Source organism: Celeribacter baekdonensis B30 (assembly GCF_000299875.1).
Taxonomy (GTDB): Bacteria; Pseudomonadota; Alphaproteobacteria; order Rhodobacterales; family Rhodobacteraceae; genus Celeribacter; species Celeribacter baekdonensis_A.
This window is the reverse complement of the sequence record NZ_AMRK01000008.1, coordinates 129243-155200: the sequence shown is the minus strand read 5'-3', so window position 1 is coordinate 155200 and position 25958 is coordinate 129243. Positions and strand designations below refer to the sequence as shown.

Here is a 25958-nt window from a genome sequence, read left to right as displayed (position 1 = left end):
AACGTAGCTCAGAAAAAGCTAGCACAGGAGCAGGAAAAATCACATGTGGACAGAGCAATTCGATGGCTATTGTGAGCGGGTGGATTTCACATTTTGGTCAGAGCCCGTCAATGCGCTGACCAATTTGGCCTTTGTGCTGGCGGCGCTTTACGTCTGGCCACGCACCCGTGATGTCCCCTTGGCGCGGGCGATGACGGTGGTCCTGATGTTGATCGGGGTTGGGTCCTTTGCCTTTCACACCACCGCGACACGCTGGGGGGCACTGGCCGACACCGCACCGATCCTGGGTTTTATTCTGCTGTATATTTTCGCGGCCACGCGGGATTTCTTTGGGCTAGAGCGGTGGAAAAGCGTGCTCGTGACCCTGTTGTTTTTCCCCTTTGCCGCTGCGACTATGCTACTGTTTGCCAAGCTCGGGCTTGGATCGTCCTCGGCCTATGCGCCCGTGCCGATGTTGATCTTCATCTACGCTTATCTTCTAAAGGACAAAGCCCGCAAAACCGCGCGCGGCTTGGCGGTGGGGGCGGGGCTGTTGTGCCTCTCCATCGGCTGTCGCATGTTGGATGATCCGATCTGCGCCCTCTGGCCGATGGGCACGCATTTCCTCTGGCATCTGCTCAATGCCGTGGTTCTGGCGCATATGATCGCGGTCTACGCCAACCATATAGGGGTGAAGGAGGCTTGAAGGCCGCGCGCCTGCGCGATAAAGCCATGTCAAAAGCCCTGTGCCAACAGAATAGACGGAGCCCAACCATGTCCATTGACATCGACACCGCACGCCGGGTCGCCAAACTCGCCCGTATCCGGGTCGAGGAAGACGCACTTCCCGCACTGGCCGAAGAGTTCAACGCTGTGCTTGGCTTTATCGAGCAACTCTCCGAAGTGGATGTCGAGGGCGTCGAGCCGATGACCTCGGTCACGCCGCAGCGCCTCAAGCGCCGGGTCGATGAGGTCACCGATGGCAATATGCAGGCGAGCATCCTGAAAAACGCGCCCGATGCGCGCGAAGGCTTTTTTGCGGTTCCGAAGGTGGTGGAATAATGTCTGATCTCAATAAACTCACCCTGTCCGAGGCCCGTGACGGTCTGCGCAAAGGCGATTTTACCTCGGTTGAGGTGACCGAAACCTGTTTGTCCGCGATTGCCGCCTCCGGCGCGCTCAACGCCTTTGTGCACAACACGCCCGAAATCGCGATGGAACAGGCCAAAGCGGCCGATGCCCGGATCGCGTCCGGCGAGGCCCCTGCGATGTGTGGCCTGCCGATCGGGATCAAAGACCTCTTTGCCACCAAAGGCGTCGACACCCAAGCCGGGTCGCGCATCCTGGAAGGCTTCAAACCCGAATATGAGAGCACCATCACCACCAAGCTGTTTGACGCGGGTGCGGTGATGTTGGGCAAGCTCAACATGGACGAATTCGCCATGGGGTCGTCGAATGAAACCTCTGTGTACGGCAATGCGGTCAACCCGTGGCGCCGTGGCAATGAGGACACCCAGCTTACGCCGGGCGGCTCCTCTGGTGGCTCTGCGGCGGCTGTGGCGGCGGACCTGTGTTTGGCCGCAACCGGCACAGACACCGGCGGGTCGATCCGCCAACCGGCGGCTTTCACCGGCATTGTCGGGATCAAACCGACCTACGGGCGCTGTTCACGTTGGGGCGTGGTGGCTTTTGCCTCCTCCTTGGACCAGGCTGGGCCGATGACCAAAACCACCCGCGATGCGGCGATCATGTTGGAAGCCATGTGCGGCCATGATGCGAAAGACAGCACCTCCGCCGATCTGGCCGTGCCGAATTTTGAGGCCATGCTGACCGGCGACATCAAGGGCAAGAAAATCGGTATCCCGAAAGAATACCGCATGGAGGGGATGCCTGAAGAGATCTCCAAACTCTGGGACGACGGTGCAGACATGCTGCGCGCGGCGGGGGCTGAGGTCGTCGAGATTTCGCTGCCCCACACCAAATACGCGCTGCCCGCCTATTATGTGATCGCGCCCGCTGAAGCCTCGTCCAACCTCGCGCGCTATGATGGGGTGCGTTATGGCCACCGCGCCAAATTGGCGGCGGGTGACGGCATCGACGACATGTATGAAAAGACCCGTGCCGAAGGTTTTGGTCACGAGGTTCAGCGCCGGGTGATGGTCGGCACCTATGTGCTCTCGGCTGGGTTCTATGACGCCTATTACAACCGCGCCCGCAAAGTCCGCACCTTGATCAAAAAGGATTTCGAGGACGTGTTTGCGGCCGGCATTGATGCGATCCTGACCCCCGCGACACCGTCGGCGGCCTTTGGTCTGGGTGAAATGTCGGACAGCGATCCGATCCAGATGTATCTCAATGACGTCTTCACCGTGACCGTTAACCTGGCGGGTCTGCCGGGGGTTTCGGTGCCTGCGGGGCTGTCGGCCAAGGGGCTGCCGTTGGGGCTGCAACTCATCGGGCGCCCGTGGGAAGAGGGTGATCTGCTGAATATCGCCCATTCGCTTGAGACGGCTGCGGGCTTTGTTTCCAAGCCGGAAAAATGGTGGTAAGGGACGCCGAACTGACCTCATCCTTGGAGCTTGCCGCCCATGCGCCGCGCCTCTTACGCCTTGATTTCTTTGATTGCCCTTGCGGCTTGCGAAACCCCCGTGCCGGACAGCGGCTCCGGCGTGGGCTTTGGCTCCTATGCGGATTATCAGGCCCAACGTGAGGCCGAGTTGATTGCCAATGGCGATGGGCGGGGTCAAAACGCGGGCGTGAGCACGAACGCAACCACAGGTCTCGACACTCAGGCGATTTCGGCGGAAGCCACCGCAGCGATTGATGCGGCGGAAAACACCGCCGCACCTGTGGGTCCCGCGCCCAAAGCGGTGACCAACGCCATCGGGATTTCTTCGGAAAACAATTTCGATGCGGTTGCCTCCGAGCGGTCGATCGAAGAAGACGCCGCCCGCGTCGCGGCCAACAAAGATTCCTATGTGACCATTCAGCCGACTGCCGTGCCGACCCGCCCAACCAAGGATGCGGCCACAATTGTTGAGTTCGCCTTGTCGACCACCAATCGCGTCGGTGAAGCGCTGTATTCGCGGCTGATCCCCGGCGCGCAGACCCGTGCGGCGCGCGCCTGTGCCAAATACCCGTCGCCCGATCTGGCACAGGAAGATTTCCTCAACAGTGGCGGGCCGGAACGCAACGCCAAAGGGCTTGATCCCGATGGCGATGGCTTTGCCTGTAGCTGGGACCCTGCGCCGTTCCGTTTGGCCGCCAGCGCCCGCTGACTTGTCTGATGTGCTAAATATCGTTGATCATCCGTCGCCCAATTTTGGCGAACGGCGCGGCGGTGTGCGCCCGGATATGGTGGTGTTGCATTACACCGCCATGACCTCCGCCGATGCCGCGTTGGAGCGGCTCTGTTGCCCGGATCACGAGGTCTCCGCCCATTACCTGATTGATGGACGGGGCGTAATTTTGCGCCTCGTTGATGAAGAAAACCGGGCTTGGCACGCGGGGGCGGGGCAATGGGGCCGCGTCACGGATGTGAATTCTCATTCCATCGGGATCGAACTGGCCAACCCCGGCACTGTCCCCTTTGCCGCGGATCAAATGGATGCGTTGGAGCGGCTTTTGACCGACATCATCGAGCGTTGGTTCATGGCGCCCGAACGGGTCATTGCCCATTCCGACATGGCACCCTCGCGCAAAATCGACCCCGGCCCACGTTTTGATTGGCGCAGATTGGCGCTTGGCGGCCTGTCGGTCTGGCCACAGGTTACGCTGGATTTTGAGGCCCGTGAGGATGAGTTTTTGCAAGGTCTCGCGGCGTTTGGCTATCCAGACGCCCCGATCGAGGCGCTGTTGCCGGCCTTTCGCGCCCGCTTTCGTCCCAATCATCACGGCCCCCTTGATGCCATAGATATGGCCATGGCGCATGATCTGGCGACACGCTTTCCCGTTGACCCGGACGACTGGCTCGCCTAAGTCGCTCAGATACGCGGATGGCTGGATAATCGCGGGCTGGGGGCGATCCCTGGCGCGAGGAAAGTCCGGACTCCATCAAGCAACGGTGCCGGGTAACGCCCGGCGGGGGCAACCCTAGGGACAGCGCCACAGAGAACAGACAGCCCTCTCATACGGGGGTCATGGTGAAACGGTGGGGTAAGAGCCCACCGCGGGACTGGCAACAGAACCGGCACGGCAAGCCCCACCGGGAGCAATGCCAAATAGGGACGTCGCGCGGGGACTGTGTGCTTTGCATACCGCCCGCAGGGATGCTTGAGCCCGAGACGTCCGGGTTGGCAGCTTGAGCCTGTTGGTAACAGCAGGCCTAGAGGAATGGTTATCCACGGCGGGTCCGCCCGCTGAGACAGAATCCGGCTTATAGGCCGTCCGCGTATATTTCTTTCATCCATTTTAAATGGGTCATAGCCGACATTGGCGCTCAACGCAGCTAAAGGCAGGAACGAGCCCATCGTAGCTGATGCTGCGTTGTGTAGAAATGTCGGCTATCAGGGCGATTAAACCGCACAGAAAGAAGGTCAGTTGGAATGAGCATTGGCAAGGTTCTTCTTAGTATATTTGCGGTGACTATAACCGTTTTCATCTTGCTCGTGCTCTTTGCCCTCGGCGGTACAAAAGTGGTTTCAGAAGGCTCATACGGTCCTTTCACAATTGGCGAAGATAAGTCGCAGTCAGCAGCTACTCTCGAGCGACTTGGCATGTGGCCCCCAGAGCCGCGTCCGTTCCACGATACGCTGCTTGAAGCCCCGGATATGGCTGAACTTCAGCGCAACTTCTCGGAAGACGACAGTATTGTCGTGTGGTTTGGCCAAGCATTCGGGGTACCTATGCGCTTGGAGTTTGTCGACGATACTCTGGACCGGTCTTGGCCGATTTTCGAACCCAAAACGTGGTCAAATCCGAACCCCAGATATGACGAAATCGATGCCGCCATGTTGGCTTTTCAAGATCAAATCACCATCGGCATGTCTCGAAACGACGTCTATAAGCGGATAGCTGGCAACGAAACCGGGCTGAAGGCATATGTCTCGACCCACGTAGCCCGCGCGGACACCTTCGACACGCAATCCTACGAGCGAAGGCTCGTCGATTCTTCCTACTCTGATTTCGTGCGCGACACTTCTGGTTGGAGATTCACCGGGCTTCATCATCTTGTGTGGTACAGCAGCTTTGTCACTCCGTATTACAGTCGCGTCAGCCTCTTCTTTGAGAATAATCGTCTACAACGAATAGAGCATTTTCACGGGCCAACAGAGTTGCCATGACCGCGGACAGACGCGTTAGTCAGAAATCAAAAGCGGCCATCGGTGTGGAAATGAAGAACGGCAGCTTCGTCCCGCTGAGTTGAACTCCGTGCAAGCTGTTGCGAAGGTCCGACATTCCCCGAGCAGATGAGATAAGGCGGCGGGATTATGATCTTAAATTTAAGATTACATGATAGCAAAACACTTTAGAAACTGATTTCCAAATAGACCAACGCCCTCCTGTGCGAGTGCTGCCCACTGGGTCTTAACGCGCAAAACTCCAGTTGTTGAGGGAGATGGCGGCATTCTCCCCGTTGGCACAAAGGATTTTTGCGCGCAGTATGGGTTTGAGAGAAATCTATAAGGGAGTGTCCCAATGAGTTTTGTACGGACTTTGACAACTTTGGCGATCGGCTTTGCCGCGGCAAAAGGCGTGGAGAAAGTGAAAAAGATGGGCGGGATGGACGGTGTGCGCGAAGCCATGCGTCAATCCGGCAATCCCGGCAGTGTGGCCGATCAAATGGGTCAGATGGCTGAGAAATTCGGCTTTCCGGGTGGCTCTGCTGCGGTGCGTGACATGATGGGCAAATTTGGCAACCAAGCCGCCGATATGTCGGAGGCGACCGAAGCCGGGCTTGGATCATTGTTCTCGGCGATGAGCGGGGCGGCGGCCTCGGGCGCGGCTTCGATGACCGATATGTTTGCCTCGGTGACACAGGGCACGCCGGTCGGCGCGGCTTCTGAAGAAAACGCCAAGCTGATGATCCGGGCGATGATCATGGCGGCCAAGGCGGATGGCGAAATTGACGCCGAAGAGCGCACCAAAATTCTGGATCAACTCAAAGATGCCTCAGACGAAGAAATCGCCTTTGTGCAGGCCGAATTGGACGCGCCTGTCGATCCGATGGCGCTGGCCAAGGATGCGGGCACCTCTGCGAGCGCTCAGGTCTATGCCGCGGCCCTGATGGCCATCTCTGTCGATACCGAGGCGGAAAAGACGTTTTTGATGGGTCTGGCGCAATCCTTGATGATGGACCCGGCGAAACAGGCGGAAATCCATCAATCGATGGGAAAACCGGTTTTGTAAGCTAAGCCTTTGAGGCGAAAGGGCGGCTTTCGGGTCGCCCTTTTGGGGGTGCAGTGAATGGCAGAAAAGAACCCATTTTACCGAATTTCGCCAATGCAAGTGAATATCTTTTAGAGGTTTGGAACAGAAATTATGTATCCTACCAATGTCTGCTCGTTGTCGACTTCAATCTGGCAAATCGCTTCCAGACGAGCACCCGTTCCCCACTCATAATCCCTCATTGGCTCTGCTTCTGTTGGCGGGTAGCAATGGGACCAAACGTCTTCATACCATTCTGGAAGGTCAGATGGTTTCGCAGAACGGTATTTTCGTTCGGGACGGACGTCATCTACATTGGTCATAATGCCTTTTACACCCCCGACAAGAAGTACAAATCCGTCGTCAGGTACATCTGGCATTTTGCTAAAATCGAATTTGAAAAAAAGATGAGCCGAATATGCCACTCCAGCTACCAGTACCGTTAGTAAGACCAATTTTCTCATTTGTTATCTCTTCTCGATCACGCCACCTAGATTTTGGCACTCGCAAGTGGCTTTCGCAACCCTTCCCCATGCATACGACAACTAAACAAAACCGTCTGCCCTGAACAGCGGCGGCCGGTGCATCAGTCGGCGCCAACGGCAACTTCGCCCACACTTCAGACCTCTACCCGGACCGCAATGACGGTCCGGCTTGAATGATGTTGAGCCCAATATGCGCGGCGCGGTGTCGGCGCTCTCAGGCCGCCGCCATCTGCGCAGTCCGGCTTTCTTGCCGCAGCAAATAAAACGACGCCGACAGGATCATCAGTGACCCGATCCACATCGACCCCGGCGGCACAAAGCCAAAGGCGGCCACGCCCAATGCCACATTGAGCGGCAATTTGAGGTGATCGAACGGCTGGAGATAGGCAGCGTCGGCGATGGAATAGGCCTTGGCAATCGCATATTGCGCCAGGGCGGTCAAAACCCCCGCCAACAACACGATCCCGCCCGATAGGCCAAGATCAAGCGCGATGCCGTCGCCCAAAGCGAGGCCGAAATTCACCGGTGTCAGCAAGAGCAGCAGGTAGACGGTGAGGCTTTCGGGCGTCTCGGTCCGGGTCATGCGTTTGGTCAACAATGAGGTCAGCGCCCAAAACGCCGCAGCGCCCACCGGGTAGAGCGCGTAGATCGAAAATCGTTCGGACCAGGGCGCGAGGATGATCATCCCGCCCAGAAACCCAAGCGTGACGGCAAACCAGCGCGCCAATGTGGTCTCTTCGCGCAAGATCAGCCCCGCGCCCAAGGTGACAAAAAACGGTGAGAGCATGATCAAGGCGATGGCCTGCCAGATCGGCACATGCGCCAGCCCTGCGATCCAAAGCTGAACCCCGATGGTGGCCGCCGCCACCCGCATCAAATGTGACCACAGGCTGTTGGTGGCCATGGCGCGCAGCCCGTGACGGATCACCCATGGGGCGGAAAACAGGAAGGCGATGAAATATTGCCAAAACGCCAGTCGCGCGGAGGGCACGCCCTGCATCATCGTGACATATTGGGTGAGGGCGTTGATCACGGCGAACAAAGCGCCGGCGGCGATCATCAAAAGCGCACCGGCGCGCGCGGGGCCGAGCGTGGCCCAAAGGCCGGAGGGGGAACGAGTCATGTGGCGTGTCCTTTCTGTTACCGCACATAACTCAAGGCACAGAAGGACATGGGGGCAGGGGGCAACCCCATCCCGCATCCAACTCTCTTTCATCCGGACTATACCGTCGGCCCCGGATTCACACCGGGTCTGCTGTCCCAGGGTGCCTGTGAAGGTGCCCGTGGCGCTCGCGGGCTTACATCAACGCCTGCGCGCCGTTGCTTACCGCCGGTGGGGAATTTCACCCCGCCCTGAGAGGTTTTGCGGTCCCAATGACCGCGACGCGTAAGCTATGCACAGCGCGGCATCGGCGCAAGTGTCAGACGTGCAGGGGCATTGTGCGAGAAAAGGAATGGACGGCACATGTGGTTTTTTGGCAAAACCCGACCGAACACCATTGACTCGGGGCCGCAAGGGCTTAAAAGGCGGGCTTCAAGGATTCCACGGGTCGGCCCGGACGCCCCCGTTGCATGAGATAACTGGAGTATTCAAAATGGCGAAGCCGACGACGATCAAAATCCGTCTCAACTCGACCGCGGACACGGGCCACTTTTACGTGACCAAAAAGAATGCCCGCACCATGACCGAAAAGATGGTCGTAAAAAAATACGACCCGGTCGCGCGTAAGCACGTCGAGTACAAAGAAGGCAAAATCAAGTAAGCCCTTCCGAAGACACCGAAATGCAAAACCCGCGCGACCCGAGAGACGGTCACGCGGGTTTTCTTTTTTACTATCCCCCGCCTGACTGCCTCACCCCCTGATCCCCAGAGATCCCCATAGAGAGACCTCGGGAGATCACCGTTCGCCGCCAAGCGCGGCCCACAGGAGAGGCCTGAGAGATGTTAGAGTGTGATCCATTAGATGAGAGACCAACGAGCCTGAGCGAAGCTTTGGCGGTGATGGATCGGCGGCCTGAGCTGCCACCCTTTGTGATGCGCCAGGCGATGCCGGCGGACACGATGCAGATTGACGATTTGTTCCGCGCCTCTTACGGCGAGTTGCTCAGAGCCGACTATTCCGAAGCGATTTTGGCAAAGGTTTTGCCGCCCCTCTTGGTGACCTCGCCGCGGCTTTTGAACAGCGGTACGTTCTTTGTCGCTGAAACCGGCGGCGGCGATTTGATCGCGGCGGGGGGATGGACACAGGCCAGCCCCTTTGGCGGTGTGGGCCCGCGCGAGATCGGCCATATGCGGCGCGTGGCGGTGCATCCCGATTATGTCCGGCGTGGGGTTGGCAGTGTGGTCTTGGATCATGTTCTGGCCAATGCACAGCGCACGGGCGTGACACGGATGTGTTGCCTCTCCACCCTGACGGCCCAGCCGTTTTATGAGGCGCATGGCTTTGCCATGTCTGGTGATGTCGATCTGATGCTGCGGCCCGGCGTGGCCCTGCCAGCGGTACAGATGGCGCGGGAGTTGAGCGCGTAAGCTTACGTGGTGGGAGACATAAAAAGGGCCGGTCACAGTGACCGGCCCTTGGCATTTCAAATTCGTCTGCAGATCAGTCGCGGTTGCCCAAAAATTGCAGCAGGAACATGAACAGGTTGATGAAGTCGAGGTAGAGGTTCAGCGCGCCCATGATGGCCGATTTCGCCAACCACTCACCGTCCATCGCATGCGCATGGGCGATATAGTCGGTTTTGATTTTCTGCGTGTCATAGGCGGTCAGGCCCGCAAAGATCAAAACACCAATGCCAGAAATCGCGAACTCAAGCCCGGAAGATTTGAGGAAGATGTTCACAACAGAGGCGATCAAAAGGCCGATCACCCCCATGATGAGGAACGATCCCCAAGCCGAGATGTCTTTTTTGGTGGTGTAACCCCAAAGCGACAGACCGGCAAAGGCTGCGGAGGTCACAAGGAACGTCTGCGCGATAGAGGCGCCGGTGAAGACCAGAAAGATCGAGCTGAGCGACAGGCCCATCAACGCGGCATAGGCGTAGAAATAGGTTTGGGTCGCGGCGGCAGACAAGCGTGACACCACGGCACCAAAGCCAAACACCATCGCCAGCGGCGCAAACATCACCACCCATTTCAAGGGCGTTGCGTAAAGCGCATAGCCAAGGCTGGTGAGATATTCGCCATCTTTCACCATATATTCGGTCGGGGTGGCGCTCACCGCGAGGTTGGACAGCGCCCAAGCGGCCAAAGCGGTGACCAAAAGGCCCACCGACATGGTGCCGTAAACTTTGTTCATATGGGTGCGAAGACCCGCGTCCACCTCAGCAGAGCGGGCACCTGCGCCTGCGTGGACCGTTCTGTAGTCAGCCATGGACTGTACTCCTGTGCGTCAAAATCACTACGCCCCGAAAAATTCGGGATTTCCTCTCTGATATTGGCAGTTTGGGAGGAGATTTCAAGCACATGCGGATCACAAACCGCGTGTTTCTTTTTGGCCCCTATTAATATGTGTCGTGAGGCGAAAAAAATCAAAAAAACCGCGACACTTTTAGATGTCGCGGTTCAAATGGGGGTGGGGCAGGGGCGCTGGCCCGGAGTCTGGCCTGTTTGTCGCATGATCGAACGGCTGTTCAGCGCATCCAATGGCGTGGCGCATCCCAAAGCGGACGCTCTGCCTCGCGCAGGGCCTCAAAACGGGTCAGGCCAATGTCGTCGAGCAAAGCATCATCCAATTGTGCCAAGCTGCGGCGTTGTTTTGAGAGGGCCATGGCAGCGCGCAGGCGAGAGAAAAAGGACGGTGCGCGGCGTGCGCCCGTGGTGCAGGTCGGGGCCAGAGTTTGAGCTTTCGCGAACATCGTCAATCCTTTCTAAATGGTGAACTATGGTGGCTGTGGAATCATTTTCCTTGATCTGTATCGCCGATCATGATCAACAAATAAAATGAATGCTTGTTGCGAAATAGATCACAGGAATTGATATGGCCCGTAATCTCGACATCACCGCCCTGCGCTCCTTTGTCGCCGTTGCCGATTGTGGTGGCGTGACCCGTGCGGCAGGCTATCTCAATCTGACGCAATCGGCAGTGTCGATGCAGCTCAAGCGGTTGGAGGAAAGCCTCGATTCCCATTTGTTGGATCGTTCGGCCCGCACCATCGCGCTGACCGCTTCGGGTGAACAGCTTTTGTCCTATGCCCGCCGGATGTTGGAACTCAATGATGAGGTCTATGGTCGTCTCACCGCGCAGGAATATGAGGGCGAGATCGTTCTCGGCGTGCCGCATGACATCGTTTACCCGTCAATCCCGCAGGTTTTGCAACAGTTTCACGCCAATTTTCCGCGGATGCGGGTCAATCTTGTCTCCTCCTACACGCTCAAACTGAAAGAGATGTTTGCACGCGGCGAGGCGGATTTGATCATGACCACCGAAGACGGGTTGGATGCGGGCGGCGAAACCATTGCCGAACTGCCTTTGGTCTGGATCGGGGCGATTGGTGGCAGCGCTTGGCGGCAACGGCCGCTGCGTCTGGCGTTTGAGCATAAATGCGTGTTCCGCAAAGGCGTCCAGGAAGCGCTGGATCGGGCGGGCATTCCGTGGGAAATGGGCATTGAAAGCGATCAAACCCGCACGATCGAGGCCTCCGTGTCGGCCGATCTTGCGGTGCACGCGATTTTAGAAGGCTCGACCCCGCCGCAGACGGAGCCGATTCATCATGGCGGGGCACTGCCGGAATTGGCCCATAAAAAGATCAACCTCTACGCCTCTGATCTGATGAAGGGCGAGGCGGAGACCACCCTGCGCGATTTGATCCGCAACGCCTATAGCTACCGCACCGGGGCGCGGCTCGCGGCACAGTGAATGGGTTTTGCGCCTCAGGGCGTGACAATCACCTTGCCCGTGGCCTGACGGGATCGGATCATATCCATCGCGTCGTCCACCTGTGAGAGCGGCACGCGGTTTGAAATATGCGGCGTGATCTCGCCGCGCGCCGCCCAGTCGAACAACTGACTCAGCGAGGCCAAAAACGGCTCGGCTTTAAAGCCCAAATAGGCGCCCCAGTAAAAGCCAATCACCGTGATGTTTTTCACCAGCATATGATTGGGTTTGATCTGGGGCAGTCCGCCGCCGGCAAACCCGATCAACAAAATGCGCCCATCCGGGTTGGTGGCGCGAAAGCAGGCCTCATACAAGTCCCCGCTGACCGCGTCATAGACCACATCGGCACCGCCAAGCGCCTTGATCTGGTCGCGGATGTCGTCCGCCTCTGCGTCGATCAGGTAATCCGCCCCGGCCTTTTGTGCGACGGCCAATTTATCGGCCCCGCGCGCGATGGCGATCACCTCCGCGCCCATCCGTTTGCCAATTTCCACCGCGGTTAAACCCACGCCCCCCGCCGCCCCGGTGACGACCAACCGCTCGCCGGGCATCAGCCGCGCCTTATAGCTGAGTGCCATATGCGACGTGCCATAGGCAATTTGCAGGGCGGCGGCGGCGTCATAGCCGAGGCCGTCAGGGATCGGCACACAGCGTGAGGCGGCGAAATTGCCATAGGTCGCCAGACCACCCTGACCGGAAAACACCGCCACGCGCTGACCGATTTTGAGCGCTGTGACGTCCTTGCCAAGCGCCACCACCTCACCGGCCAACTCTAACCCGAGGGTAAAGGGCGGTGTCGGCGTGTCCTGGTAGGTGCCTGTGCACATCAATGTGTCGGCAAAATTGAGGGCGCTTGCGTGGATTTTGACCCGCACTTGATCCGCGTCAAGCGGCTCCAGCGGCATCTCCTTGAGTTCGGGCGGTCGATCAAACGCGGTAACGCGGTATGCTTTGGTTGTCTGTGTCATGGCGCGATTTTGGCCTGCCCGGCGTGGCCTGTCTATGCGATTCAGCGCCTGTACGAGTCGCATTTGCCCCTTTTTACAGGGCGGATACAGTGCGGGATGAGGTCTGTGAGGCGGGAGGCGCGATTTGCAAAATGCAACAAGTGATCAAAAAACACGCGCAGGTTTAGTAAGTGTCTTGCTGACAATTATCTGATTTAGCGATATTTTACCAAGGTACTTAGTTGTATATCCTTTATAATCAATGACTTAGTCTGTATGTTTTCAATCCTATCCAAAAAGACAGGTTGAGCGAAAGGCTCAAGCCTAAGAAACGTGCTATACACGCATAGGTTATTGCGCGCAGCACGAACAAGGAGCGGTTAGTATGAAACATCCCGTGGACGTCCACGTGGGCAAGCGGATTCGCCATCGTCGTTGGATGGTTGGTATGACGCAGCAACAGCTTGCAGAAAAAGTTGGGATCAAATTCCAGCAAATTCAAAAATACGAAACTGGCATGAACCGTGTCTCCGCATCCCGTTTGTGGGATATCGCGGAATCTCTTGGGGTTCCGGTCGCGTTTTTCTTTGATGGCATGGAGGCACATGTGCGCGATATGAAAGACGCCGTCGCCGCACAAGACGCTGTTCCCGCCGATATTCTGGCCGACAAAGAGGCGCTTGAACTGGTACGCTCTTATTATGCGATCCCAGAAAACCAACGTCGCCGTTTGTTTGAACTGGCGCGGGTCCTGTCCGACGTTGCCTAAGCTTTGATCTGCGCAAAGCCAGGCGCACACGAAGCGGTGTGTGTGGCCTTCCTCTCAGCCCCCCAAATGATCGGCCCCCTTGCCTGAATGGCAATTGGGGCCGTTTCTTTTACGCCTCATCCTTTGGCATCTGCGCGGGTCTTTCTTTGTGCGCCGTATTTTGGCCTCGCCGTCGCTTGACCTGACAGGGCCAAGCGGCTACCGCCAAGATCAAAGCCGCTGCAAATGTCCATACCAATGGCCATGCCAAGGAGAAGATGATGAGCGATGTCACAGCCAAATCGGAACAGGGTCTGAGCGAGACAGATCGCACAGAGATCATCGCCACGGCCCATGCCGCAGCCGGGGTGGCACGAGAGGTGACGCTTCAGTATTTTCGCGGTACGGCTCTGGACACCACCTCCAAAAAAGACGCGGGCTTTGATCCGGTGACCGTGGCTGACCGTGGCTCGGAACAGGCGATGCGTGCACTGATCGAGGACCGTCGTCCGCAAGACGGGATTATGGGCGAAGAATTTGGCCCCAAAGCGGGCACATCCGGGTTGACCTGGGTTTTGGACCCGATTGATGGCACGCGCGGGTTTATTTCCGGCACCCCGACATGGGGCGTGTTGATCGCGTTGCGCGATGCCGATCAGGCGCTGTTTGGCATCATTGATCAACCCTATATCGGGGAACGGTTTTTGGGCGGGTTTGGCCTGTCTGAAATGACCGGTCCGCATGGCACACGGGCTTTGGGCGTGCGCACCGGGGTGACGCTTGACGATGCCGTGATTTTCTCGACTTTCCCGGAAGTCGGCTCCGAGGTGGAAGGCCGCGCGTTTCACGATCTTGCCGGGCGCTGCAAACTCACCCGCTACGGCATGGATTGCTACGCCTATGCGCTTTTGGCCGCGGGTCAGATTGATCTGGTGGTCGAGGCCGGGTTGCAATCCTATGACATTCTTGCGCCATTGGCGGTGATCGAAGCCGCAGGTGGCATTGTCACCGATTGGCAGGGTGGGCCGGTGCTTGAGGGCGGGCGGGTTTTGGCCGCGGCCAGCAAAGAGTTGCATGACGCGGCTTTGGCGGTACTGTCGACCTATTGACCCATCTTTGAGGCTCCAAAATGCACCGCTGTTTTCTGATCCGTAATGCCGATGTCATTCTCACCATGGATGACGGACGACAGGAGATCAAAGGCGGTGATATTTTGGTCCGCGATGGTGTGATCGAAGCGGTTGGGCAGGGGCTTTATGACGATGATGCCCAAATCGTCGATGGCCGGGGCTGTCTGGTCACGCCGGGGCTGATCAACACCCACCATCACCTTTACCAAACCCTGACCCGCGCCGTGCCCGCTGCGCAGGACGCGCTGTTGTTTGGCTGGCTCAAAACGCTCTATCCGATCTGGGCTAGGTTCGGACCTGACCATATGCGGGTTTCGGCCATGGTCGGTCTGGCGGAATTGGCACTTTCGGGCTGTTCCACCACCTCCGACCACCTCTATCTCTATCCCAACGGTGCGCGGCTCGACGATACGATTGACGCCGCAAAGGCCATCGGCCTGCGGCTTCACGCCACGCGCGGGGGCATGTCGATTGGCGAAAGTGCCGGGGGATTGCCGCCCGACAGTTTGGTCGAGCGCGAAGAGGATATTCTCGACGATTGCATCCGCGTCATTGACGCCTTTCACGATCCAAATCCCGGTGCGATGATCCGGGTTGGCGTGGCTCCTTGTTCGCCTTTTTCGGTGTCGCGCGACTTGATGCGCGATGCGGCGATTTTGGCGCGGGACAAGGGCGTGATGATGCACACGCATCTGGCCGAAAATGACGAAGACATTGCCTATTCTCTGGAAAAATTCGGCTGTCGCCCCGGCCAATATGCCGAAGATCTCGGCTGGACTGGCCCCGATGTGTGGCACGCCCATTGCGTCAAACTGGATGTGAGCGAGATCGAACTTTTCGCCAAAACCGGCACTGGCGTGGCGCATTGCCCCTGCTCCAATTGTCGACTTGGGTCTGGCGTGGCCCCGGTGCGCGCCATGCGCGATGCGGGGGTGAATGTGGGACTTGGTGTTGATGGCTCGGCGTCCAATGACATCGGCAATCTGGTGGCTGAAGCACGCATGGCGATGTTGTTGCAACGTGTCACCTATGGCGCCGATAAGATGAGCCCGCGTGAGGCCTTGGAAATTGCCACACGTGGCGGGGCCAGGGTTTTGGGCCGCGATGACATTGGCCAAATCGTGCCCGGGATGCGTGCCGATATTGCGATCTGGGATATGTCTGACGTCGAAGCTGCGGGCAGTTGGGACCCGGCGGCGCTGTTGTTGGCCGGGCCGATGGTGGTGAAACATCTGTTTGTGGAAGGGCGGCATGTGGTGTCGGACAGTTGGGTCACCACGATCAACATGGAGACGACGCTTGCATCACAGGCGCGGCTTTTGAAGGGGTTGATGGACGGGTGACGACACCTGTGAGAGACGAGGGAGCGAGACCATGAAGCAACGGACAACCGCCTGTGCCATCGCGGCGGCCTTGATGTTAACGGCCTGCGGCCCAGAAACCGGTGCGGGATTCGATCAAATCACCCCCGTTCAGAGCGAAAACGCCACGTCAAACACCCTGCGCGGGCGTGTCGTGACCGGGGCTGAGGTGGTCAGCCTGATCAACGCCGAACGCACCAGACACGGGCGCGCGGCCCTGACCCTCAATGCCAAGCTGGCGGTGGCCGCACAGCGACATGCCGATGATCTTGTGGCGCAAAACTACTTTTCCCACACGGGCAAAAACGGGCCCACTGTGGGCGATCGTGTGACGGCGGTGGGGTATCGCCATTGCCTCGTGGCCGAAAACCTCTCGGCGCAGTACCCGACGATCCAACAGGCGGTCATGGGGTGGATGGCCTCCCCCGGGCATCGAAAAAACATCCTGCTCAAACAGGCGCAGAGCGTCGGTGTCAGCGACAACATGACCATCGTTGCCGTGTTTGCGAGAGGATGTTGACCGCCGTTGCATGATACCGTTCAAACCCTAATCAAATTGCACATGAATGTTGAGTATGCGCCGAAAATCCGCCCTTAAACCGTCACTTTTCCCATGGAAAAAGGCGACGGTTTCTAAGGGAAGAGCGATGATGAGCCTTATTCGCGGTTTGATCGTGTTTGCGATTGCTGTTGGCGGGTTGGGCGGTCCGGCCCATGCGGCGGATGTGCGCCCGATGCCAAAAGCGACGGTGACGATTGCGGTGGAACAACCAAAGGAGACCGCCCGCGCGCTGATTGCAGCGATCAATGCCCAAAGACGAGCGCGTGGGTTGACCAAGCTGAAGGTGAACACAGCGTTGACCCATGCTGCCCAAGCCCATGCGGACGATCTGATCCGGCGCAACTATTTCGGCCACACGTCGCCTGAGGGGCTTGGGCCGCGCGAGCGCGTGTTGCGGGCCGGGTATCAAAGCTGTCTGGCCGGAGAAACCCTTTCCTACAGTTGGAAAACCGTCGAACAGGCCATGGCCGCATGGATGACGTCCGACGGCCATCGCCGCATTGTTTTGAACACCCAAGTCAAAGACATCGGCATTGGCATCGGGCCAAACAATTTGTTCGTCGCAGTGTTTGCCAAGGGCTGCCGCTGAGGCCCAAAGCAAACCGCGACCTCAACCACGGCGTCAAACCGCGACCCTGTGGCCCATCACATAGGTGGCGATGACCGCGCGGTCGTCGCCCATCATGATGGTCGGAAACACCTCTTCCCAAATCGTTTCGGCCCGGATCGCGCGCTGGGCAATCGCGGGGGTGGAGGCCAGATCGAGCACGGTGAAATCCGCTTCCATCCCCGGCGCAATCGAGCCAATCCGATCTTGCATATGCAATGCATGGGCAGAGCCATAGGTGGCCAACCACAAAAGCTGGGCCGGGTGCAATGCGGTATGGGTCAACTGGCCGATCTCATAAGCGGCGGCCATGGTGCGCAGTAATGAGAACGACGATCCGCCGCCGGTGTCGGTGGCAAGACCCACGCGGTGCCCCTCCGCCTTGCGCGCACCCATGTCAAACAGGCCCGAACCGATAAAAGTGTTCGAGGTCGGGCAGTGGATCAGCGAACAATCATTGGCTCTCAGGTGATCGATCTCGCGCGGTTCCAGATGGATCGCATGACCAAAAAGCGCCCCTTCACGGACCAATCCGAACTGTTCATAGGTGTCCAGATAATCGCGCGCAGTGGGATATAGCCCTTTGACCCATTCGATTTCGTCCAATTGCTCGGACAAATGCGTTTGCATCAAACAGGACGGGTGCTCTGCCCACAGCGCGCCAAGGGCCTCCAACTGTTCTGGTGTCGAGGTTGGCGAAAACCGTGGCGTGATCGCATAGGTGGCGCGGCCCCGTTCATGCCAGCGCTCCAACAAGGCCTTGCTGTCGTCATAGGCGGATTGGGCAGTGTCGCGCAGGCCTTCGGGGGCGGTGTCGCGGTCCATACAGGTTTTGCCCGCCACAATCCGCATTCCGCGCGCCTCGGCCGCCTCAAACAGCGCCTCAACAGAGCCGGGATGTATGGTGCAAAACGAGGTCACCGTGGTGGTGCCATTGGCCAAAAGCAAATCGAGATAGCGTCCGGCAATGTCATCGGCATAGGCCCGATCCGCGAATTTCATCTCTTCGGGAAAGGTGTAGCTGTTCAGCCAATCAATCAGCCGCTTGCCCCAACTCGCGATCATCGCGGTTTGCGGATAATGGGCATGGGCGTCGATGAAGCCGGGTGTGATCAAACCCGGACCATGGTCATGAAACACCGCGTCGGGGTGTTTGGCGCGCATGTGATCGCGCCCGCCGATGGAGACCACTTTGCCGTCCCGGACCAAAATCGCGCCGTCTGATTGAACCTGAACGGCTTCGGTCGGGGGGATCACAAACGGGTCGCCTAAAAATTGGACAACCTGACCGGCGATGAGTGTTTCCATGGGAACCTGCTTTGGTAAAAGGCGTGTAACGTTGGAAACAGATTAAGCACGCAGATCAGGGAGGTAAATCAATCTTGCCTCTGTTTCTCTTGGGCAAGCTGCCTTAAAGTCCCCGGTGACGAACAAGCGGGCACGATATGAGCGAAGATCAGCAGGACATCACCGAAGAGGCGGCGGTCGAAGAGGCCGAAGAGGATGTATATTCGCTGAGTGCGCGTGTGCTCAGTTCAATCCTCTTTGCCGTCGATACAGGCAATCGGACCAAGCTGATTGAACTGATGGAACCGCTGCACGCGGCCGACATCGCCGACTTGCTCGAACAGGTCAACGCCTTTGACCGGCGGCGGCTGATTCTGCTTTATGGTGCTGAGTTTGACGGTGACATCCTCTCAGAACTCGACGAAGGCATCCGCGACGAGGTGATCCACGTCCTGCGGCCCGAAGTTTTGGCCGAAGCCGTCCGCGAACTTGAATCCGATGACGTGGTCGATCTGATCGAAGACCTCGATGAGGAATCGCAAGAGGCGATTCTGTCCTCTCTTGAGGATGCTGATCGGGTTGCCGTCGAAAAATCCCTGTCCTACCCGGAATTCTCCGCCGGTCGTTTGATGCAGCGCGAGGTCGTGATGGGCCCGGAGCATTGGACCGTGGGCGAGGCGATCGATTTCATGCGCGAGGCCGAGGGGCTGCCGGAAGATTTCTACCACATGGTGCTGATTGATCCCAAGCTGCATCCCGTGGGCCATGTCACCCTTGGCAAAATCCTTGGGGCACCGCGCAAACAACCTTTGGTCGAGCTTTTGGAGCCGGGATTTCGCACCTTTCGCGTCGATGAAAGCGAAACCGATGTGGCCTATGCGTTCAACCAGTATCATATGATCGCCGCCCCCGTGGTGGACGAGGACGACCGGGTGGTCGGCGTGATCACCATTGATGACGCGATGAACGTGTTGGACGAAGAACACGAAGAAGACATCATGCGTCTCGCCGGTGTTGGTGAAGGCTCTTTGGCCGACCGGGTGTTTGACACGGTGAAACAACGCCTGCCGTGGTTGGCGGTCAACCTTGTGACCGCGATCATGGCCTCTTTGGTGATTGCGCAATTCGAAGCGACGATCTCGCAATTTGTGGCCCTTGCTGTGTTGATGCCCATCGTGGCCTCAATGGGCGGCAATGCCGGCACACAGGCGCTGACCGTGGCCGTGCGTGCGATTGCCACCCGCGATTTGACCGGCGCGAACGTCTGGCGGGTGATCCGTCGTGAGGTGCTCGTCGGGCTGACCAATGGCATCGTTTTCGCGGTGATCATGGGGATTGTTGGCATCGCTTGGTTCGGCTCGCCCGCGCTGGGCGCCGTCATAGGTGCGGCGATGGTGATCAATCTGGTGATCGCGGGACTGGCCGGGATCGGGGTGCCTGTTGTATTGGAGCGCATCGGGGTTGACCCGGCGCTGGCCTCGGGGGCCTTTGTAACGACCGTGACGGATGTCGTTGGCTTCTTTGCATTTTTAGGTTTGGCGGGTGTGGTTCTTCTGTGACTGTAACGGATGATTTGAAATCGGCACTGCGCGCGCGGGCGCGGGTGGCCCGCGCCAAGGCGCATAAGACCGGCGGGCTTGCGGCCAGTCAGGCGGCGCAATTGCTTTTGGGTTTTTTGACCCCGTTTCGCGGCCAGGTGATCGCGGGCTATCTGCCGATCGACACCGAGATCGACCCGCGCGCGGTGATGATCGCGCTGGCCCGAACGGGTCCGGTTGCCGTGCCCGTGGTCGAAGCCAAGGCCCAGCCTTTGCGCTTTGATCTATGGACACCCGACACGGTGATGGTCAAAGGCGCGTTTGGGACCCTGACCCCGGAACGCTCCATGCCCGTGACCCCGACCGTTTTGATCGTGCCGATGCTGGCGTTTAGCCGTCATGGCCATCGGTTGGGCTATGGCGGTGGGTTTTATGATCGGACCTTGGCGCAACTGCGCGCGCAGGGGCCGGTCTTTGCCGTCGGTCTGGCGTATGGCGCGCAAGAGGCGCCGGATCTTCCGGTCGAAGGCACCGACGCGCCGCTGGATGCGATTGTGACCGAGCGCGAAGTTTTGACCTTTTAGGACCTGTTTTGGAGGCTTCCCTCATGCACATTCCGCACAACCTGTTCAAACGCCGCTTGCACGAGCGGGTGCAACAATTCGGGGCATGGCACACGATGGGCGGCGGGCAACAGGCCGAACTCTTGGCCGCTGCGGGTTATGATTGGGTGCTGATCGACAGCGAACATGGCGCGATGGAGGTGACGGATGTGCTGGCGGTACTGCAGGCGCTGTCTGGATTTGCGAGCTGTGCGCCGGTTGTGCGGATCGCTGAGAATGACACGGCGCTGATCAAACGTCACCTCGATCAAGGCGCGCAGACGCTGATGGTGCCAATGGTGCATTCGGCACAGGCGGCGCGCGCGGCTGTGGCGGCGATGCGCTATGCCCCCGAAGGTGCGCGCGGCATGAATAGCATCACGCGGGCAAGCCGGTTTGGCGCGGTCTCTGACTATGTGGCTCAGGCGGCAAGTGAGCTGTGTCTGATCGTGCAAATCGAAAGTCGCGCCGGGATGGACGCGCTCGAAGAGATCGCGGCTGTCTCCGGCGTCGATGCGATCTTTATCGGCCCGGCCGATTTGGCCGCCGACATGGGATACCCCGGCAATTTGGCGGCACCCGAGGTCGAGGCGGCTGTTTTGGACGGGTTTGCCCGGCTCAAGGCGCTCGATATGCCCTCAGGCATTATCACCCTCGATGAGGCGGCGTTGCGGCGCTATATCGCGGCGGGCTCGCGGTTTACCGCGCTTGGCATTGATGCGGCCTGGTTGATGGCGGCGGCACGGGCCAGTTTGGCGCGGTTTCAGGACATTTGAGCGCGCAATGTGAGTATTTTGCTCACGGTAAAGGCGCATGTCTTGCCACATGTCTTGCCAACGGCCGCGCGGGGGCCTAAGCCTTTTTTCCATGAAAATTCTATTTCTCGGAGACATCGTCGGCAGTGCCGGACGCCAAGCTGTTCTTGAGCGGATCGCGAAACTGCGCGTCGATTGGGGCCTCGATTTCATCGTGGTCAATGGCGAAAACGCGACCAATGGCATGGGGCTTTCGGGTGAACATGCCAAGGGGTTGTTGGAGGCGGGCGTCGATTGTTTGACGTTGGGCGATCATGCTTTTGACCAGAAAGACATGATGCAATATTGCGAACGTGACACGCGGATCATCCGGCCGATCAATTTCGCCAAGGCGGCCCCCGGACGCGGTATGCGGATCTTTGAAGATCGGCGTGGTCGGCGCATTTTGGTCGCGCAAGTGCTGGGGCAAGTGTTCATGAAACGCGCCTTTGACGACCCGTTTTCGGCGTTGGATCAGGTGTTTATGACCCATAAACTGGGCGGGTCTATTCAGGCCGCTTTGATTGATGTCCATTGCGAAGCCACCTCTGAGAAAATGGCGATGGGGCATTTTTGCGATGGCAAGGCCTCGGTCGTTGTCGGCACGCATACCCATGTCTGCACCGGCGATGCACAGATTTTGCCCGGCGGTACGGCCTATCTGACCGATGCGGGCATGTGTGGCGACTACAATTCGGTGATCGGCATGGACAAGGCCGAGCCGCTGCGCCGGTTTGTGACGGGCATGGCGAAAGGTCGGTTTGAACCGGCCAAAGGCGAGGCGACTTTGTCGGGCGTCTATGTTGAGACCGATGACAAAACCGGGCTGGCCACACGGGTGCGCCAAATTCGCCAAGGCGGGCGGTTGGAGCAAAGCCTCCCGTAAGGGAAAATGTTCTGATTTCGGTGGCTTGGCCGCAAGAGTGTTTTGAAACTGCCCTTTATTCGCGCTTGTGAACCGGGGGAGCTACAGGTCATATTGCGCGGGAGATAGTCACTCAGCGCGAGGATGCATGGAGCTTTTTCAATTCAGCCCTATGACAGAGGCGGTGATCGCACTTGTCGTGGTTGGCGCTATGTTCGTGCTGTTTGTGCGCGAGATTTTTCCAACTGAAGTGGTTGCCATAACGGGCGCCGCTCTCATGATCGTTTTGGGCATTTTGCCCTATGATAAAGGCCTCGCGGTCCTGTCAAACCCGGCCCCTTGGACCATCGCGGCGATGTTCATCGTCATGGGGGCGATGGTGCGCACCGGTGCCTTGGAATGGTTCACCCGCCAAGCGGGGCGCTACGCCGAAACCCACCCGCCTGTGGCCATCGCTTTGCTGTTGTTGGTGGTGGTGATCCTGTCGGCTTTTGTCGCCAACACGCCAGTGGTTGTGGTGATGATCCCGGTGTTCATCCAACTGTCGGCCAAGCTCGGGGTGCAGCCATCTAAGTTGCTGATTCCACTCAGCTATTGCGCCATTATGGGTGGGACAATCACGCTTTTGGGCACCTCGACCAACCTCTTGGTCGATGGCGTGGCGCGGACTCAAGGCATGGAGCCGTTCACGATTTTCGAGGTCTCGATTTTGGGTCTGATCATCACCGCTTGGGGGCTGTTTTATCTTTTGGTCATCGGGCGGCATCTTTTGCCAAATCGCGACAGTCTGGCGGCGATGTTATCGTCTGGCCGCTCCAAGATGAAATTTTTCACCGAAGCCGTGGTGCCGCCCGACAGCAACCTGATCGGGCGTGAAGTCACCGGGGTGCAACTGTTCAAACGCGAAGGTGTGCGGTTGATCGACGTCATTCGCGGCGACAAATCCTATCGTCATGAATTGAACGGCTTTCAGCTTCAGGTGGGCGACCGCGTGGTGCTGCGCTCGCAGATCACCGAATTGCTCAGCCTTCAACGCGACAAATCGCTCAAACGTGTGGATCAGGTTTCGGCGGTGGAAACCACCACGATGGAAGTGCTGATCACGCCGGGGTGTAAAATGGTTGGGCGTTCGCTGTCCTCCATGCGGCTACGTCGCCGCTATGGCGTCTATGCGCTTGCGGTACATCGTCGCAACCAAAACCTGGGTCAAAACATTCAGGACCTCGTAGTGCGGGTGGGGGATACGCTTTTGCTCGAAGGTGCGCCCGCCGATATTCAACGGTTGGCCTCCGATATGGACATGGGCGACGTCTCGGTTCCGACCGAACGCGCCTATCACCGTTCGCATGCGCCGATCGCGCTGATCGCGATGTTCTCAATTGTGTTTCTCGCGGCTTTCGGTGTCGCACCGATCCTGATGCTCTCGGTGGTGGCCGTGGCCATCGTTTTGGTCACGCGCTGCATTGACGCCGAAGAAGCGTTCTCCTTTGTCGATGGCCGGCTTTTGGCGATGATCTTTTCGATGCTGGCCATTGGCGCGGCCTTGGAGACTTCGGGGGCGGTGCAATTGATCGTCACCGCACTGACGCCGCATCTGCAGGGCCTGCCGGTGTTTTTCGTGGTCTGGTCGATTTATCTTTTGACCTCGCTTTTGACCGAACTGGTGTCGAACAATGCGGTGGCCGTGGTGGTCACGCCGATTGCCATCGGGTTGGGGCATTCGATGGGGATAGATCCGCGCGGGCTTGTGGTGGCGGTGATGGTGGCGGCGTCTGCGTCCTTCGCCACGCCCATTGGCTATCAAACCAACACCATGGTTTACGGTCCGGGCGGCTATAAATTCACCGATTACATGAAAATTGGCATCCCGTTGAACATCTCGATCGGACTTCTGGCCTCTGCGGTGATCCCGTTTCTTTGGCCGATGTAGGGCGAATTCTTTTGAATTTGCCTGCTTTCCCCCATTGACCCCCGCGCGTGATCTTGCGGGCGGGGGGGCGGATCGCCTATAGAGGCGCGAATGCTGACTTAATTGAATTTGCGGAGGTGCCTCAATGGCAGGCCATTCTAAATGGGCAAACATCCAGCACCGTAAAGGGCGCCAGGATGCGGTGCGGTCCAAACTGTTTTCCAAACTCGCCAAGGAAATCACCGTGGCGGCGAAAATGGGCGACCCTGACCCGGAGAAAAACCCGCGTCTGCGTCTGGCGGTGAAGACGGCGAAAACGGCGTCTTGTCCGAAAGACGTGATTGATCGCGCGATCAAAAAGGCCATGGGCGGCGACGCTGAAAACTATGACGAAATCCGCTATGAGGGCTACGGCCCCTCGGGCATCGCCTTTATCGTCGAAACCATGACCGACAACGTCAACCGCACCGCCTCCAACGTGCGTTCCTATTTCACCAAAGCGGGTGGCAATTTGGGCACCTCTGGTTCGGTGTCCTTCATGTTCGACCGCGTGGGCGAGATCACCTATGACGCCTCTGCGGGCGATGCCGATACGGTGATGATGGCCGCGATTGAAGCGGGCGCTGAGGATGTGGAATCGGACGAAGACGGTCATTGGATCTACACGGCCGACAGCGATCTGTCGGCGGTCTCGGATGCTTTGGAGGCTGTTTTGGGCGAATCCAAAGAGGCCAAACTGATCTGGAAACCGCAAAACCGCACAGAGGTCGATCTTGAGACCGCGCAAAAGCTGATGCGTTTGGTTGAAACCATCGAAGACGATGATGATGTGCAGTCGGTGACGGCCAACTTTGACGTGCCGGACGATGTGGCCGCACAGCTTTAATCGCTGAGGCGACAGATTTCGAAAGCCCCCGCTAAGTGGCGGGGGTTTTTGTTTGGACGAGCTGGGATTTGGCCGTCCCAACGATTGCCTGTGTCACAGGTGCAAGCACACGCGCATTCAACCGCGAGACATGCCAAAACAACGCAATATCGACGGGCTCGGGCGAGAGGCGCAGCAAGGCGCCAGAGACCAGATGCGGTGCCAAAAGTCCCACGGGGTTCAAGCCCCAGCCCAGCCCCAACAGTGCCGCATCGACAAAGCCATGGGTGGACGGAATGCGGTGCGCGGGTAGAGACAGGCGTTGCCCAGTCATCCGCGTGGCCCAAATGTCCTGAAGCCGATCCTTTTCATTATAGATCAACGAGGGCGCATGGGAGAGGGCGGCGGCGGTGATCCCATCCGGGAGATAACGCGCGACAAAGCCGGGAGAGGCTACCGCCTCGTACCGCAGCGCGCCGAGCGGATGAATGTCACAGCCTGCGACCGCTGTGGCTCGCGCCGACACGGCCCCGCTGACGTCACCGCGCTTGAGGGCCTCGGCGGAGTGGTCCTGATCGTCGATCTCCAGTTGGAACAACAGCCCGTCCTGTACCGCAAGCGCTTGCGCCATCGCGGCGCAGAACCATGTGGCGAGACTGTCGGCATTGACCGCAATGCGCAGGGGCCGCTGGGTCACGCGCGCGTTCTGCCCAAGGTCGCGGCTCAATTGCGCCTCTAACAGGCCGACATCCTCCATATGCCGGGCAAGGCGACGTCCCGTTTCGGTGCCGGTACAGGGCGATCCGCGCAGCACCAAAGGCGTGCCCATCCGGTCTTCAAGCGCCTTGATCCTTTGGGAAATCGCCGAGGGGGTGACGTGCAGCGCATGGGCGGCTGCCTCAAAGCTGCCACTGCGCAGAACATGGGTGAGGGCGGTGAGGGCGGGGTAATCGGCGGAAGTAAGCATGTCTAATCTTTAGGTAGTATCTTTAATTTGTCTAACTTAAATTTTGCCCCTATCTCGAGCGGGCAAATC

Annotated in this window: 28 protein-coding genes, 1 other RNA gene and 1 riboswitch; of the genes, 22 read left to right on the top strand and 7 right to left on the bottom strand. The window is 58.6% G+C overall.

Going from position 1 to position 25958, the window contains the following annotated elements:
* Positions 1–43 precede the first annotated feature (43 nt).
* The 8 genes from B30_RS14540 (at position 44) to B30_RS14510 (ending at position 6327) form a co-directional block, all read left to right on the top strand.
* On the top strand, positions 44–685 hold the full coding sequence (locus tag B30_RS14540; RefSeq protein ID WP_009572875.1) for a ceramidase domain-containing protein: 642 nt from the start codon (positions 44–46) through the stop codon (positions 683–685).
* A gap of 68 nt (positions 686–753) precedes the next feature.
* Complete coding sequence (gene gatC / locus B30_RS14535; protein WP_009572874.1) at positions 754–1041, top strand: Asp-tRNA(Asn)/Glu-tRNA(Gln) amidotransferase subunit GatC; 288 nt, start codon at positions 754–756, stop codon at positions 1039–1041.
* Positions 1041–2528, top strand: a complete 1488-nt coding sequence (gatA, locus tag B30_RS14530) for an Asp-tRNA(Asn)/Glu-tRNA(Gln) amidotransferase subunit GatA (protein WP_009572873.1) — start codon at positions 1041–1043, stop codon at positions 2526–2528. Before gatC ends, gatA begins: the two co-directional genes overlap by 1 nt.
* A 39-nt stretch (positions 2529–2567) precedes the next feature.
* Positions 2568–3257, top strand: a complete 690-nt coding sequence (locus tag B30_RS14525) for a hypothetical protein (RefSeq protein ID WP_009572872.1) — start codon at positions 2568–2570, stop codon at positions 3255–3257.
* A gap of 76 nt (positions 3258–3333) precedes the next feature.
* A complete protein-coding gene (locus B30_RS14520; protein ID WP_051130640.1) occupies positions 3334–3957 on the top strand; it encodes an N-acetylmuramoyl-L-alanine amidase in 624 nt (207 codons plus the stop codon).
* Between the two features lie 13 nt (positions 3958–3970).
* Positions 3971–4373: RNase P RNA component class A (rnpB, locus tag B30_RS21495), an RNA gene on the top strand.
* A 150-nt stretch (positions 4374–4523) separates the two neighbouring features.
* On the top strand, positions 4524–5261 hold the full coding sequence (locus tag B30_RS14515) for a hypothetical protein (RefSeq protein WP_009572870.1): 738 nt from the start codon (positions 4524–4526) through the stop codon (positions 5259–5261).
* A 355-nt stretch (positions 5262–5616) separates the two neighbouring features.
* A complete protein-coding gene (locus tag B30_RS14510) occupies positions 5617–6327 on the top strand; it encodes a DUF533 domain-containing protein (RefSeq protein WP_009572869.1) in 711 nt (236 codons plus the stop codon).
* Between the two features lie 110 nt (positions 6328–6437).
* Here the strand turns inward: B30_RS14510 and B30_RS14505 are convergent, their stop codons facing one another.
* Both B30_RS14505 and B30_RS14500 read right to left on the bottom strand, forming a co-directional pair.
* The gene (locus B30_RS14505) at positions 6438–6809 is read right to left on the bottom strand and encodes a hypothetical protein (protein WP_009572868.1); all 372 of its coding nucleotides are present in this window, start codon (positions 6807–6809) and stop codon (positions 6438–6440) included.
* Positions 6810–7044: 235 nt separating this feature from the next.
* Entirely contained in the window at positions 7045–7953 is a 909-nt protein-coding gene (locus B30_RS14500; protein ID WP_009572867.1) for a DMT family transporter, read from the bottom strand.
* Between the two features lie 77 nt (positions 7954–8030).
* Positions 8031–8195: riboswitch (FMN riboswitch) on the bottom strand.
* Positions 8196–8425: 230 nt separating this feature from the next.
* Here B30_RS14500 and rpmG point away from each other — a divergent pair.
* Both rpmG and B30_RS14490 read left to right on the top strand, forming a co-directional pair.
* Entirely contained in the window at positions 8426–8593 is a 168-nt protein-coding gene (gene rpmG / locus B30_RS14495; RefSeq protein ID WP_009572866.1) for a 50S ribosomal protein L33, read from the top strand.
* Positions 8594–8772: 179 nt separating this feature from the next.
* Entirely contained in the window at positions 8773–9360 is a 588-nt protein-coding gene (locus B30_RS14490; protein WP_081583729.1) for a GNAT family N-acetyltransferase, read from the top strand.
* 73 nt (positions 9361–9433) lie between these two features.
* Here the strand turns inward: B30_RS14490 and B30_RS14485 are convergent, their stop codons facing one another.
* A complete protein-coding gene (locus tag B30_RS14485; protein ID WP_009572864.1) occupies positions 9434–10204 on the bottom strand; it encodes a Bax inhibitor-1/YccA family protein in 771 nt (256 codons plus the stop codon).
* Between the two features lie 259 nt (positions 10205–10463).
* Complete coding sequence (locus tag B30_RS14480; protein WP_009572863.1) at positions 10464–10688, bottom strand: DUF1127 domain-containing protein; 225 nt, start codon at positions 10686–10688, stop codon at positions 10464–10466.
* 122 nt (positions 10689–10810) lie between these two features.
* On the opposite strand from B30_RS14480, the gene B30_RS14475 reads away from it, so the two are divergent.
* Positions 10811–11689: a LysR family transcriptional regulator gene (locus B30_RS14475; protein ID WP_009572862.1), complete on the top strand. Its 879-nt coding sequence runs from the start codon at positions 10811–10813 to the stop codon at positions 11687–11689.
* A 14-nt stretch (positions 11690–11703) separates the two neighbouring features.
* On the opposite strand, the gene B30_RS14470 is transcribed toward B30_RS14475, so the two are convergent.
* A complete protein-coding gene (locus B30_RS14470; protein ID WP_009572861.1) occupies positions 11704–12675 on the bottom strand; it encodes an NADPH:quinone oxidoreductase family protein in 972 nt (323 codons plus the stop codon).
* A 364-nt stretch (positions 12676–13039) separates the two neighbouring features.
* Between B30_RS14470 and B30_RS14465 the strand changes: the two genes are divergently transcribed.
* The 5 genes from B30_RS14465 (at position 13040) to B30_RS14445 (ending at position 17044) form a co-directional block, all read left to right on the top strand.
* Entirely contained in the window at positions 13040–13423 is a 384-nt protein-coding gene (locus B30_RS14465; RefSeq protein ID WP_009572860.1) for a helix-turn-helix domain-containing protein, read from the top strand.
* Between the two features lie 260 nt (positions 13424–13683).
* Positions 13684–14511, top strand: a complete 828-nt coding sequence (locus B30_RS14460) for an inositol monophosphatase family protein (RefSeq protein WP_009572859.1) — start codon at positions 13684–13686, stop codon at positions 14509–14511.
* A 20-nt stretch (positions 14512–14531) separates the two neighbouring features.
* Complete coding sequence (locus B30_RS14455; RefSeq protein WP_009572858.1) at positions 14532–15875, top strand: 8-oxoguanine deaminase; 1344 nt, start codon at positions 14532–14534, stop codon at positions 15873–15875.
* A gap of 31 nt (positions 15876–15906) precedes the next feature.
* Positions 15907–16413 carry a CAP domain-containing protein gene (locus tag B30_RS21485; RefSeq protein WP_009572857.1) on the top strand — a complete coding sequence of 169 codons (507 nt, stop codon included), beginning with the start codon at positions 15907–15909 and terminating at the stop codon, positions 16411–16413.
* Between the two features lie 130 nt (positions 16414–16543).
* A complete protein-coding gene (locus B30_RS14445) occupies positions 16544–17044 on the top strand; it encodes a CAP domain-containing protein (protein WP_193217708.1) in 501 nt (166 codons plus the stop codon).
* A 33-nt stretch (positions 17045–17077) separates the two neighbouring features.
* Here B30_RS14445 and guaD read toward each other — a convergent pair whose 3' ends face one another.
* The gene (gene guaD / locus B30_RS14440) at positions 17078–18370 is read right to left on the bottom strand and encodes a guanine deaminase (RefSeq protein WP_009572855.1); all 1293 of its coding nucleotides are present in this window, start codon (positions 18368–18370) and stop codon (positions 17078–17080) included.
* A gap of 137 nt (positions 18371–18507) precedes the next feature.
* On the opposite strand from guaD, the gene mgtE reads away from it, so the two are divergent.
* From mgtE to B30_RS14410, 6 genes are all read left to right on the top strand, one after another.
* Positions 18508–19908, top strand: coding sequence for a magnesium transporter (gene mgtE, locus B30_RS14435; protein WP_009572854.1), 1401 nt, complete (start codon positions 18508–18510; stop codon positions 19906–19908).
* Positions 19905–20471, top strand: coding sequence for a 5-formyltetrahydrofolate cyclo-ligase (locus B30_RS14430; protein WP_040402582.1), 567 nt, complete (start codon positions 19905–19907; stop codon positions 20469–20471). Before mgtE ends, B30_RS14430 begins: the two co-directional genes overlap by 4 nt.
* Positions 20472–20494: 23 nt before the next feature.
* A complete protein-coding gene (locus B30_RS14425) occupies positions 20495–21265 on the top strand; it encodes an HpcH/HpaI aldolase family protein (protein ID WP_009572852.1) in 771 nt (256 codons plus the stop codon).
* A gap of 91 nt (positions 21266–21356) precedes the next feature.
* Positions 21357–22169 (top strand): TIGR00282 family metallophosphoesterase, encoded by an 813-nt coding sequence (locus B30_RS14420; RefSeq protein ID WP_009572851.1) that lies wholly within the window; start codon positions 21357–21359, stop codon positions 22167–22169.
* A 127-nt stretch (positions 22170–22296) separates the two neighbouring features.
* Positions 22297–24078, top strand: a complete 1782-nt coding sequence (locus B30_RS14415) for an SLC13 family permease (protein WP_009572850.1) — start codon at positions 22297–22299, stop codon at positions 24076–24078.
* Between the two features lie 124 nt (positions 24079–24202).
* Positions 24203–24943, top strand: a complete 741-nt coding sequence (locus B30_RS14410; protein ID WP_009572849.1) for a YebC/PmpR family DNA-binding transcriptional regulator — start codon at positions 24203–24205, stop codon at positions 24941–24943.
* A gap of 31 nt (positions 24944–24974) precedes the next feature.
* Here the strand turns inward: B30_RS14410 and B30_RS14405 are convergent, their stop codons facing one another.
* Entirely contained in the window at positions 24975–25889 is a 915-nt protein-coding gene (locus B30_RS14405) for a LysR family transcriptional regulator ArgP (protein WP_009572848.1), read from the bottom strand.
* Between the last annotated feature and the right edge of the window lie 69 nt (positions 25890–25958).

What these genes read in the sequence shown, in the direction of transcription:
- B30_RS14540 (WP_009572875.1), top strand. Translation starts at nt 44, where the DNA reads ATGTGGACAGAGCAATTCGATGGCTATTGTGAGCGGGTGGATTTCACA.
- gatC (WP_009572874.1), top strand. Translation starts at nt 754, where the DNA reads ATGTCCATTGACATCGACACCGCACGCCGGGTCGCCAAACTCGCCCGT.
- gatA (WP_009572873.1), top strand. Translation starts at nt 1,041, where the DNA reads ATGTCTGATCTCAATAAACTCACCCTGTCCGAGGCCCGTGACGGTCTG.
- B30_RS14525 (WP_009572872.1), top strand. Translation starts at nt 2,568, where the DNA reads ATGCGCCGCGCCTCTTACGCCTTGATTTCTTTGATTGCCCTTGCGGCT.
- B30_RS14520 (WP_051130640.1), top strand. Translation starts at nt 3,334, where the DNA reads ATGGTGGTGTTGCATTACACCGCCATGACCTCCGCCGATGCCGCGTTG.
- B30_RS14515 (WP_009572870.1), top strand. Translation starts at nt 4,524, where the DNA reads ATGAGCATTGGCAAGGTTCTTCTTAGTATATTTGCGGTGACTATAACC.
- B30_RS14510 (WP_009572869.1), top strand. Translation starts at nt 5,617, where the DNA reads ATGAGTTTTGTACGGACTTTGACAACTTTGGCGATCGGCTTTGCCGCG.
- B30_RS14505 (WP_009572868.1), bottom strand. Translation starts at nt 6,809, where the DNA reads ATGAGAAAATTGGTCTTACTAACGGTACTGGTAGCTGGAGTGGCATAT.
- B30_RS14500 (WP_009572867.1), bottom strand. Translation starts at nt 7,953, where the DNA reads ATGACTCGTTCCCCCTCCGGCCTTTGGGCCACGCTCGGCCCCGCGCGC.
- rpmG (WP_009572866.1), top strand. Translation starts at nt 8,426, where the DNA reads ATGGCGAAGCCGACGACGATCAAAATCCGTCTCAACTCGACCGCGGAC.
- B30_RS14490 (WP_081583729.1), top strand. Translation starts at nt 8,773, where the DNA reads ATGTTAGAGTGTGATCCATTAGATGAGAGACCAACGAGCCTGAGCGAA.
- B30_RS14485 (WP_009572864.1), bottom strand. Translation starts at nt 10,204, where the DNA reads ATGGCTGACTACAGAACGGTCCACGCAGGCGCAGGTGCCCGCTCTGCT.
- B30_RS14480 (WP_009572863.1), bottom strand. Translation starts at nt 10,688, where the DNA reads ATGTTCGCGAAAGCTCAAACTCTGGCCCCGACCTGCACCACGGGCGCA.
- B30_RS14475 (WP_009572862.1), top strand. Translation starts at nt 10,811, where the DNA reads ATGGCCCGTAATCTCGACATCACCGCCCTGCGCTCCTTTGTCGCCGTT.
- B30_RS14470 (WP_009572861.1), bottom strand. Translation starts at nt 12,675, where the DNA reads ATGACACAGACAACCAAAGCATACCGCGTTACCGCGTTTGATCGACCG.
- B30_RS14465 (WP_009572860.1), top strand. Translation starts at nt 13,040, where the DNA reads ATGAAACATCCCGTGGACGTCCACGTGGGCAAGCGGATTCGCCATCGT.
- B30_RS14460 (WP_009572859.1), top strand. Translation starts at nt 13,684, where the DNA reads ATGAGCGATGTCACAGCCAAATCGGAACAGGGTCTGAGCGAGACAGAT.
- B30_RS14455 (WP_009572858.1), top strand. Translation starts at nt 14,532, where the DNA reads ATGCACCGCTGTTTTCTGATCCGTAATGCCGATGTCATTCTCACCATG.
- B30_RS21485 (WP_009572857.1), top strand. Translation starts at nt 15,907, where the DNA reads ATGAAGCAACGGACAACCGCCTGTGCCATCGCGGCGGCCTTGATGTTA.
- B30_RS14445 (WP_193217708.1), top strand. Translation starts at nt 16,544, where the DNA reads ATGAGCCTTATTCGCGGTTTGATCGTGTTTGCGATTGCTGTTGGCGGG.
- guaD (WP_009572855.1), bottom strand. Translation starts at nt 18,370, where the DNA reads ATGGAAACACTCATCGCCGGTCAGGTTGTCCAATTTTTAGGCGACCCG.
- mgtE (WP_009572854.1), top strand. Translation starts at nt 18,508, where the DNA reads ATGAGCGAAGATCAGCAGGACATCACCGAAGAGGCGGCGGTCGAAGAG.
- B30_RS14425 (WP_009572852.1), top strand. Translation starts at nt 20,495, where the DNA reads ATGCACATTCCGCACAACCTGTTCAAACGCCGCTTGCACGAGCGGGTG.
- B30_RS14420 (WP_009572851.1), top strand. Translation starts at nt 21,357, where the DNA reads ATGAAAATTCTATTTCTCGGAGACATCGTCGGCAGTGCCGGACGCCAA.
- B30_RS14415 (WP_009572850.1), top strand. Translation starts at nt 22,297, where the DNA reads ATGGAGCTTTTTCAATTCAGCCCTATGACAGAGGCGGTGATCGCACTT.
- B30_RS14410 (WP_009572849.1), top strand. Translation starts at nt 24,203, where the DNA reads ATGGCAGGCCATTCTAAATGGGCAAACATCCAGCACCGTAAAGGGCGC.
- B30_RS14405 (WP_009572848.1), bottom strand. Translation starts at nt 25,889, where the DNA reads ATGCTTACTTCCGCCGATTACCCCGCCCTCACCGCCCTCACCCATGTT.